Source organism: Streptomyces sp. NPDC054840 (assembly GCF_053611065.1).
In genome coordinates, this window is the sequence record NZ_JBSGZP010000278.1 from 1 (window position 1) to 8,861 (window position 8,861).

An 8,861-nucleotide genomic window follows, 5' to 3' on the forward strand; every position below is an offset into this window, starting at 1 on the left:
GTTCTCGTTGGCTGCGGCTGCGAGCGGCGTCATCCGCGCTCTCCTTCAGGGGTTTCTTCGACACGTGGTTCGGCCATTGCGGCAGGCGCGGTGGGCGCCTGCCGGTGCAGCTGGGCGGCGAGCTCCGCCAGCTCCTGCGGGAGCCTGGTGGACTCGCTGCGGCCCAGGCCCGCCATCTCGACGACGGTCACGCCGTCCTTGCCGGTCACCGCGCGGACCCAGATCCGCCGGCGCTGGATGAACAGCGATCCGGCCAGGCCCGCGATGGCGGCGATCGCACCCGTGAGGGCGAGGCCGCTGCCGGGCTGGTGGGTGACGGAGAAGGTGGCCCACCGCTCGATGCCCTCGAACTTCACGGTGCCCGCGCCATCCGGCAGGGTCATCGTGTCGCCGGGCGCCAGCTTCTGCTTGAACTGCCCGCCCGACTCGTCCTTGAAGGGCTCCATCTTGGTGGTGGTGAGCCGGTAGACGTTCTGCGGCAGACCCGAGTCCACACCGAGGCTGCCGTGCCAGGCGTTGAGCATGAGCTGTGGGTTCAGGAGGGCGGGGAACTGCGAGAACATCGTGCCCATGCCCTCACCGGCGAAGCTCGGCACGAAGACGGCGTTGAAGCCGAGCTGCTCCTTCTTCCCGTCCTTGTCCTTGTAGCCGTCGGTGACCTTGACGGCCCCGGTGGAGGTGAGGTTGGCATCCTGCGGGAGCATCGGCACGGCGTCCTTGAAGATCACCTTGCCGGTGGAGTCGGTCACCGAGACGATCGGCGCGTAGCCGTGGCCGAGCAGGTAGACCTTGGAGCCGTCGACCTCCAGGGGCTTGTTGACCTGGATCTCACGCTTCTGCGGAGCACCGTGGGCGCCGTCCGAGAAGGTGACGTACGCCTTGAAGTCGCGCGGGGTGCCCCGCTGCGGGCCGGTCATCTCGTACGTCGCGTCGAACCGGTCCAGCGTGAAGCTGAAGGGCGGCAGGTCGTCCGGGTCGAAGAGGGTGCCGGACTTGAAGTCGTCGTACTGGGTGAGCGTGTTCGAGAAGCCGGTGCCGCGCAGGACCAGCTTGCCGCCCTCGGACTTGAAGTACTGGCCCCAGGCGAAGGCCACCAGCATCACGATCAGCGCGACGTGGAAGATCAGGTTCCCGGCCTCGCGGAGGTAGCCCTTCTCCCCCGCCACGTGGCCCTCGCCGGACTCGGTGCGGAAGCGGCTGCCGCGGAGCACCGTGCGCGCGGACGAGAGGACCTCGTCCGGGGCCTTGCCGGTGCGCCAGGTGGTGTGGGCGGGCAGCCTGTCGAGGCGCCGGGGGGCGGCGGGCGGGCGGCCGCGGAGCTGGCCGACGAACTGCCAGGAGCGCGGCACGATGCAGCCGATGAGCGAGATGAACAGCAGCAGGTAAATCGCGGAGAACCACACCGAGCTGTAGACGTCGAAGAGCTGGAGCTTGTCGGCGACGGTCACCCAGGAGGGGTTGTCCCGCTTCCACTCGACGACCTTCATCGCGTCGACGTTGTTCTGCGGGATGATCGAGCCCGGGATGGCGCCCAGGGACAGCAGGAAGAGCAGGATCAGCGCCACCCGCATGGAGGTGAGCTGCCGCCAGAACCAGCGGGCCCAGCCGATCACTCCGAGGCCGACGGCCGGCCCGGTGGGGCTGTCCTCCAGCGGGGCGGTGGAGAGCTGGGCACCTGCGGCGGCGTCGGTGGGGTCCGCCTCGGCGGACGTGTCGGTGCTCGCTTTGTCTGTCGTACTCATGTGCCTTCAGTCCTCAGATCCCCACCGTGAAGCCTTGGGTCCCGCTCTGCCTGTCGCTGACGATGCTGTCCCACGAACCTGTGATGCGGAACTCCCACAGCGCCCACGAGGTCACTTCTCCGTGAGGACCGGCTCGATCATCGACCGCAGCGTCTCGGCGCCGATCGGGGCCAGGCTGCGGGCGGCGATCTTGCCGTCCTTGTCGAGGATGATGGTGGAGGGGATGGCGTTCGGGTTGAGCGTGCCCTTGGGGAAGCGGAGCATCAGCTTCCCGGCGGGGTCGAAGAGGCTCGGGTAGGTGATCCCGTAGTTCTCCTCGAAGGCGATCGCGTTCTGTTTGCTGTTGTCGCGGGTGTTGATCCCCACGAAGGCGACGTCCTTGCCGGCGTCGGCGTACTCCTTGGAGACCGTCGCGAAGTCCCCGGCCTCGCCGCGGCACGGCGGGCACCAGGAGCCCCACACGTTGAGGACAACGACCTTGCCCTTGAGCGTGGTGGTGTCCAGGGTCTCGTCGCGGACGGTCTCGCCGTCGAGCTTGGGGGCATCGACGCGCTCCGCACGGGACACGGTGGAGATGCCGCTCGCACCCGTGACGTAGTTGCCGCCGGACCCGCTGACCGGCTTGCCGCCGTCCGAACCCGTGCACGCCGACAGCGTGAGGGCACCGGCCAGGGTCGCCACGGCCAGCAGGGTGGCACGGCTGCCGGTCGAGCGGCGGCTACTACGACGGATACGCGCGCGGACAAGGCTCATGTGAAAAGTTTCGCATGAGCAATTCGCGGATCTTCCGCGCCCCCCGGAGCGATGTCCGCGCCCTGCTCGGGCAACCTTCGCCGCGCCGTCAGGCGGCGGTCAGGTAGATGCTCCAGCCGCCGGCCGGTGACTGGCCCGGTCCGAGGCCGCGGAGCCTGTCGAGCACCTTGGGGTCCTGGACCTCCAGCCAGTCGGTGAACTGCCGGAAGGATACGAGCCGTACATCCCTTTTGTCCGCCATGCCCTTGAGTGCCTCCTCGACTGCGTCCATGTAGATGCCGCCGTTCCACTCCTCGAAGTGGTTGCCGATGAACAGGGGCGCGCGGTTCGTCTCGTAGGCCCGCCGGAAGCCGCCCAGGTAGGTGGCCGTGGCCTGGGTGCGCCACCCCGGGTAGTTGGCGGGCACGCCCCTGGTCGTGCTCTTGGACTGGTTGGCGAGGATGTTGTAGTCCATCGAGAGGACCTCGAACGAGTGCCCCGGGAACGGCAGGGACTGCAGCGGCAGGTCCCAGATGCCCGACCTGCGCACCGGCCAGACCTGGAGACCGCCGGGCGAGCTGGAGTCGTAGCGCCAGCCCAGCCGCTGAGCCGTCGGCAGGAGACTGTCCCGGCCGAGCAGGCAGGGGGTGCGAGCGCCCTTCAGTTCCTTGGCGTAGTCGAAGGGGAGGGGTTGGAGGTCGGCGAATCCGGTGTTCGTGCGCCAGTTGGTGACGAACGACACGGCCTGGTCGATCTCGCTCTGCCAGTCCTCCGCGGTCCACCTGCCGACCGAGCCGGCTCCGGCGCAGAAGTGGCCGTTGAAGTGGGTGCCTATCTCGTGCCCGTCCAGCCAGGCCTGCCGGACGTGTGTGAGAGTGGCGCGGACGTTCTCGTCCTTGAGGTAGCCGATGTCCGAGGCCCCGACGGGGTTGTTCGGCGGCCGGTAGAGGTGCCGCTTCGACTCGGGCAGCAGATAGATGCCGGAGAGGAAGAAGGTCATGGCCGCGCCGTGGTCCTTGGCGAGCTTGAGGAAGCGCGGGAAGAGACCGTTGCCGATCTCCCCGGCGCCGTCCCAGCTGAAGACGACGAACTGCGGCGGGGTCTCGCCCGGCTGGAGGGGTACGGGCGCGTCCGGCTGGTTCGGCTGCCGGCCGGTGTCGGCGGTGGAGCCGTCACCGATGGGCCTGGCCGCCGGCTTCTCGCCGGGCTTCGGATTCTTCGGGTTCCTGACGGGTCCGGGAGAGCCGGGACCGGACGTGTCCGATGAGCCGCAGCCCGCGATTCCCATCGCGGCGGCCGCACCGAGCCCCAGTCCCAGCAACCCCCTCCGACTGACTCCCCTGATGTCGCGCATGTCACCGTCCCCACTGTCGACCACCCATACCGACCCGAATCCAAATAAACGGACAATCAGATCGGACATGCGAGCTGACACGGTGATTCCCGCGCGAGTTGTCTTTAGTTGGGCAGAACCGTAACGGCCTGTAACAGTAGGTCGATCAAGACCCGATCAGCCGGACGGGCCGGTCCGGCCGGACGGGATCAGGCGCCGAACGCCTTGGACGCACCCTTCACCGGCTTGGCCCCGGCCAGCAGATGCGCCGGGACCAGGTCCCGGGCCGGCTCGCTGTACCCCACCGACACCAGCTTGTCGCCCTGGAAGGTGAAGGAGGTCATCGAGGCGAGCGTGCACTGCCGACGCCGCGGGTCGTGCCACAGCCGGCGCTTCTCCGCGAAGCTGCGCACGATCCAGATCGGCAGCTGGTGGCTGACCGCCACCGCCTCCCGGCCGCGGGCCGCGTCGCGCGCCGCCTCCAGCGCGCTCATCATCCGGACCACCTGCTCGACGTACGGCTCGCCCCACGACGGCTTGAACGGGTTCGTCAGGTGCTTCCAGTTGCCGGGCTTGCGCAGCGCGCCGTCCCCGACGCCGAAGGTCTTGCCCTCGAAGACGTTCTCCGCCTCCAGCAGGCGCGCGTCGGTCGCCAGGTCCAGGCCGTGGACCTTGGCGATCGGCTCCGCCGTCTCCTGCGCCCGCTCCAGCGGGGAGGACACCACGTAGGCGATGTCCCGGCCCTTGAGGTGGTCGGCGACCCGGTCCGCCATCTGCCGGCCCAGCTCGGAGAGGTGATAACCGTCACGGCGCCCGTAGAGCACACCGTCGGGGTTGTGCACCTCACCGTGGCGCACCAGGTGCACGACGGTCAGGTCGGGGTTGGCGGGCGTGGCGCTGCTCATGCGGTGGCCTCCGCGGCGGCTCGGGCGGCGGCCGGCAGCGCCGCCGCGATGCGCTCGATCGCCTTCTCGTCGTGGGCGGTGGAGACGAACCAGGACTCGAAGGCGGACGGCGGCAGGTAGACACCCTGCGCCAGCATCGAGTGGAAGAACCCGTTGAAGCGGAAGCTCTCCTGCTTCTTGGCGTCGTCGTAGTTGCGCACCTCGTCCTCGGTGAAGAAGACGGAGAACATGTTGGACGCGGTCTGCAGCCGGTGCGCCACGCCCTCCTTGGTGAGCGCGCCGGTGACCAGGCCCTGGATCTCCTTCGAGACCGCGTCGACCTTCTCGTACGCGGCCGGGTCGAGCAGGCGCAGCTGCGCGAGACCGGCGGCGGTCGCGACGGGGTTACCGGAGAGCGTGCCGGCCTGGTAGACGGGACCGGCGGGGGCCAGGTGGCCCATGACGTCGGCGCGGCCGCCGAAGGCCGCGGCGGGGAAGCCGCCGCCCATGACCTTGCCGAAGGTCATCAGGTCGGGCTTAACCCCGTCGACGCCGTACCAGCCGGCGCGGGAGGTCCGGAAGCCGGTCATGACCTCGTCGGAGATGTAGAGCGCCCCGTTCTCCCGGCAGAGGTCCGCGAGCCCCTGGTTGAAGCCGTCGGCGGGGGTCACCACACCCATGTTGCCGGGCGCGGCCTCGGTGATCACGCAGGCGATCTCGCCGGGGTGCGCGGCGAAGGCCGCCCGTACCGCTTCGAGGTCGTTGTAGGGCAGGACGATCGTGTCGCCGGCCTGCGCGCCCGTCACACCGGGGGTGTCCGGCAGCGCGAAAGTCGCCAGGCCGGAACCGGCTGCGGCCAGCAGGGCGTCCACGTGACCGTGGTAGCAGCCGGCGAACTTCACGACCTTGGCGCGACCGGTGAAGCCGCGGGCCAGCCGGATCGCCGACATGGTCGCCTCGGTGCCGGAGGAGACCAGGCGGACCTGCTCCACGGGTTCGATGCGCGCGACGATCTCCTCGGCGAGCGCCACCTCGCCCTCACCGGGCGTACCGAAGGAGGTACCGCGGGCGACGGCCGCCTGGACGGCCTCGATCACCTCGGGGTGCGAATGGCCGAGGATCATCGGCCCCCACGAGCACACGAGGTCGACGTACTCACGACCGTCGGCATCGGTGAGGTACGGACCGGTCCCGGACACCATGAACCGGGGCGTACCGCCCACGGCGCGGAAGGCGCGCACGGGAGAGTTCACGCCGCCGGGGGTCACGAGGGAGGCGCGCTCGAAGAGCGTCTGCGAAACTGGGGCTTCATACGGGTACGGGTAGCTCACACAAGCCATGGTCTCAGAGGCCGCGACAGACTTGCGGACGGGCGTTTCACCGCGTCGCCGCGGGGGAGGTCACTGCCATGATGATCAGGCTCCGTGGCGGGGGCCGCGGGGCCGGGGCGAGCAAGACCAGTCGGGTGGAGATATGCAACGCGGTGGTGGACCGGGCGAGGGTACGGACGGCCTCGATCCGCAGCGCGCCCGCGAGGCCCGCCGCCGGGGCAAGCACCGCCGGCGCGGCACGGAGGCGGCCGACGCCGTCCCCGTACCCACGTCCCCGTCCGACGACCTTCCCAAGGGCCGCGGCATGGGAGTGACGTACAAATACTTCGGCGCGCCCGACGGCGCCACGGCGGCCCGGGTCCCGGTCACGATGCGGCCGGAGGAACTGGGCGGCGACGAGCTCGGCATGGGCGGCCTCTTCACCAAGATCAAGCCGGAGACGGTGGCCGCGATGGTCCTGACCGGCATCGAAGGCATACCCCTCCACAAGGTGCCCCCGCTGGAGCTGGTCGTCCTCCACCCCGACTACGCGGTGGTCAAGCTCCCCATGACCGTGGTCGACCCGCTGCGCGGCATCGGCGAGGAATCGGTGGGCGCGGCGGCCTTCATCTGGTCGACGGTCCCGGACCGCGGCGGCCCCAGCGACGCCTTCAACGTCTACCAGCTGCTCCACGAATGGCAGGATTTCAGCCACCGCCTCCACGAGGCCGGCCACCAGCCGTACTGCCTCGTCTGGCCCTGACCGCCGAAGACCGCCCTCAGACACCGGCGCGCAGCGTCTCGGCGGGCAGGATGCGGGCGGCCGCCAGGGCCGGGTAGAGGCCTGCGGCCAGGCCCACGACGAGGCCGACCAGCGGGCCCGCGGTGGTGAGGGCGGGGTCGAGGACCACCAGCCAGTTCTTGGCCAGGCAGGTCACCGCGGTGATCTGGATGCCGAGCACCGTACCCACCACGCCCCCGGCCAGTCCCACCAGGCCGCTCTCGATGCAGAACTGACCGGCGACCGCCCGCCGCGAGGCACCCAGGGCCCGGCGCAGGCCGATCTCGGAGCGCCGCTCCAGTACGGACACGTAGGCGGTGTTGCTGACGCCGAGCGCGCCCACGCCGAGGGAGACGGCGGCCAGGCCGAGGAACAGGGCCCGGGTCTGCGACTCGACGCCCTGACGCAGCGACCGCGGGTCCGGCGGCACCAGCGCGACGAGCTTGTCCGGGGCGCCCGGGGCCAGGGCGAAGGGGGCCTCCTCACCGACCTGGTCGGCGGCACCCAGATCCGTACGGATGATCATTTCCGCGGGGGCGAAGCCCAGTCCCGCCGGGTCCTGCAGAGCGGCCCAGTACGGGATGACCACCGAGCCGGTGAGGTTCGTGTCGCCGGTGGGGGCGCGGAAGACGCCGAGGACGCTGAAGGCGACCCCGTTGACGTGGATCACGGAGTTCGCGGCTCCGCCGTCCACCGTCAGCCGGGAGGCGGCGGCCGTGTCGATCAGAGCCACCCGTTCGCGCCGGGCTTCGTGACCCGTGTCGAACCAGCGGCCCTGCGTGAGCTCGGCCGACATGGCGAGCAGCGCTTCGGGCTGCGCGGCCATGACCGTGCTCTCCGGCAGGTCGTTCTCCTTGCCACCGGGCAGCCGCGAGACGGCCGGCTGCTCACCGGCCCTGCTGACCAGCCCGGCGCTGCGGACGCCGTTAAGGTCGCGCACTCGCTGGGTGTCGCCGCCGTCGGGCCGCGGCCGCACCCCGGCCACGGCCTCCGACGGGTACTTGACCGTCACCCGCGTCGCCTTGAGAGCGTCGAACTGGTCGGAGACGGCACCGGCCGCACTGGCCGTGATGCCGAGCGTGGCGAGGGCGGCGGCCAGCCCCACGGAGATGCCCACCATGGTGAGGAGCGTGCGGAAGCGGCGGCCGAACAGCGCGAGGAAGGCCTGGACGAGCAGATCCGCCGCGGACGTACGGGGGTTCCCGAGTGCGGGCGCCCTGCCCGTCGCACGTCTACGAGACACGGCCGTCCACCACCTTGAAGACGTGGTCGGCCCTGGCCGCGACATCCGGTTCGTGCGTGACCACGACCACGGCCCGGTCCTGCGCGACCAGTCCGGTCAGCAGGTCCATGACGCGGGCCGAGTTGGCGGTGTCCAGATTGCCGGTCGGCTCGTCGCACAGCACGACCGCCGGCCGGTGGACGATGGCCCGCGCGACCGCGACCCGCTGCCGTTCCCCGCCGGAGAGGGTGGTCGGCTTGACGTCGAGCCGGTGCCCGAGGCCCACGGACTCCAGGGCCCGCACCGCCTGCGGCCGCCGCTGGGCGCGCGGCACGCCGAGGTGCACCAGCGGCAGGGCCACGTTCTGTACGCAGGTCAGGTGCGGGACCAGGTGGAACGCCTGGAAGACGAAGCCGAGCGTGGAGGCCCGCAGGGCGGTGCGGGCCCGTTCGGACAGGGCGGTGGTGTCGTTGCCCTGCAGCAGGTACCGGCCGCGGGTCGGGACGTCGAGCAGTCCGAGGACGCTCAGCAGCGTGGACTTCCCGGAGCCCGAGGGGCCGACGATGGCCGCCAGCCGGCCGGGCCGGATGTCGAGCGTGACGTCGGCCAGCGCGTGCACGGGCGGCGGCCCTGGATACGTCTTCGCTATGCCGGCCATCTCGATGACGGGGGCCGGCTCGTCCTCAGCCATCGGTACCGCCCGATGCGCCGGCCGTGCCGCCGCCCGAGCCGTCGCCCGAGCCGTCGCCCGATCCGTCGCCCGATCCGTCGCCCGATCCGTCGCCCGAGCCGCTGCCCGGGCTTCCGCGGCGGACGAGGACGACCGTCTGGCCGGCGGCGAGGTTCTCGTCGAGCGC

Annotated in this window: 8 protein-coding genes; 1 reads left to right on the forward strand and 7 read right to left on the reverse strand. The window is 70.8% G+C overall.

The genetic code is table 11. The features are described from left to right. Positions 1 to 29: 29 nt before the first annotated feature. The 5 genes from resB to hemL form a co-directional block, all read right to left on the reverse strand. Complete coding sequence (resB, locus tag ACWGIU_RS20330; protein WP_453707708.1) at positions 30 to 1,742, reverse strand: cytochrome c biogenesis protein ResB; 1,713 nt, start codon at positions 1,740 to 1,742, stop codon at positions 30 to 32. Between the two features lie 111 nt (positions 1,743 to 1,853). After that, positions 1,854 to 2,495 (reverse strand): TlpA family protein disulfide reductase, encoded by a 642-nt coding sequence (locus ACWGIU_RS20335; protein WP_453707710.1) that lies wholly within the window; start codon positions 2,493 to 2,495, stop codon positions 1,854 to 1,856. Between the two features lie 88 nt (positions 2,496 to 2,583). Next, positions 2,584 to 3,819 (reverse strand): hypothetical protein, encoded by a 1,236-nt coding sequence (locus tag ACWGIU_RS20340; protein WP_453707720.1) that lies wholly within the window; start codon positions 3,817 to 3,819, stop codon positions 2,584 to 2,586. A gap of 197 nt (positions 3,820 to 4,016) precedes the next feature. Next, on the reverse strand, positions 4,017 to 4,712 hold the full coding sequence (locus ACWGIU_RS20345) for a histidine phosphatase family protein (protein ID WP_453707712.1): 696 nt from the start codon (positions 4,710 to 4,712) through the stop codon (positions 4,017 to 4,019). Beyond that, complete coding sequence (gene hemL, locus ACWGIU_RS20350; protein ID WP_453707714.1) at positions 4,709 to 6,031, reverse strand: glutamate-1-semialdehyde 2,1-aminomutase; 1,323 nt, start codon at positions 6,029 to 6,031, stop codon at positions 4,709 to 4,711. The genes ACWGIU_RS20345 and hemL overlap by 4 nt, the downstream gene beginning before the upstream one ends. 133 nt (positions 6,032 to 6,164) lie before the next feature. Here hemL and ACWGIU_RS20355 point away from each other — a divergent pair, with 133 nt between their 5' ends. Continuing rightward, on the forward strand, positions 6,165 to 6,764 hold the full coding sequence (locus ACWGIU_RS20355; RefSeq protein WP_078851388.1) for a hypothetical protein: 600 nt from the start codon (positions 6,165 to 6,167) through the stop codon (positions 6,762 to 6,764). A gap of 16 nt (positions 6,765 to 6,780) precedes the next feature. Here ACWGIU_RS20355 and ACWGIU_RS20360 read toward each other — a convergent pair whose 3' ends face one another. Then, a complete protein-coding gene (locus ACWGIU_RS20360) occupies positions 6,781 to 8,025 on the reverse strand; it encodes an ABC transporter permease (RefSeq protein WP_453707716.1) in 1,245 nt (414 codons plus the stop codon). After that, positions 8,015 to 8,695, reverse strand: coding sequence for an ABC transporter ATP-binding protein (locus ACWGIU_RS20365; protein WP_453707718.1), 681 nt, complete (start codon positions 8,693 to 8,695; stop codon positions 8,015 to 8,017). Before ACWGIU_RS20365 ends, ACWGIU_RS20360 begins: the two co-directional genes overlap by 11 nt. Between the last annotated feature and the right edge of the window lie 166 nt (positions 8,696 to 8,861).

Excerpts from the sequence above, each read along its gene's own strand:
- resB (WP_453707708.1), bottom strand. The coding sequence starts at position 1,742 with ATGAGTACGACAGACAAAGCGAGCACCGACACGTCCGCCGAGGCGGAC.
- ACWGIU_RS20335 (WP_453707710.1), bottom strand. The coding sequence starts at position 2,495 with ATGAGCCTTGTCCGCGCGCGTATCCGTCGTAGTAGCCGCCGCTCGACC.
- ACWGIU_RS20345 (WP_453707712.1), bottom strand. The coding sequence starts at position 4,712 with ATGAGCAGCGCCACGCCCGCCAACCCCGACCTGACCGTCGTGCACCTG.
- hemL (WP_453707714.1), bottom strand. The coding sequence starts at position 6,031 with ATGGCTTGTGTGAGCTACCCGTACCCGTATGAAGCCCCAGTTTCGCAG.
- ACWGIU_RS20355 (WP_078851388.1), top strand. The coding sequence starts at position 6,165 with ATGCAACGCGGTGGTGGACCGGGCGAGGGTACGGACGGCCTCGATCCG.
- ACWGIU_RS20365 (WP_453707718.1), bottom strand. The coding sequence starts at position 8,695 with ATGGCTGAGGACGAGCCGGCCCCCGTCATCGAGATGGCCGGCATAGCG.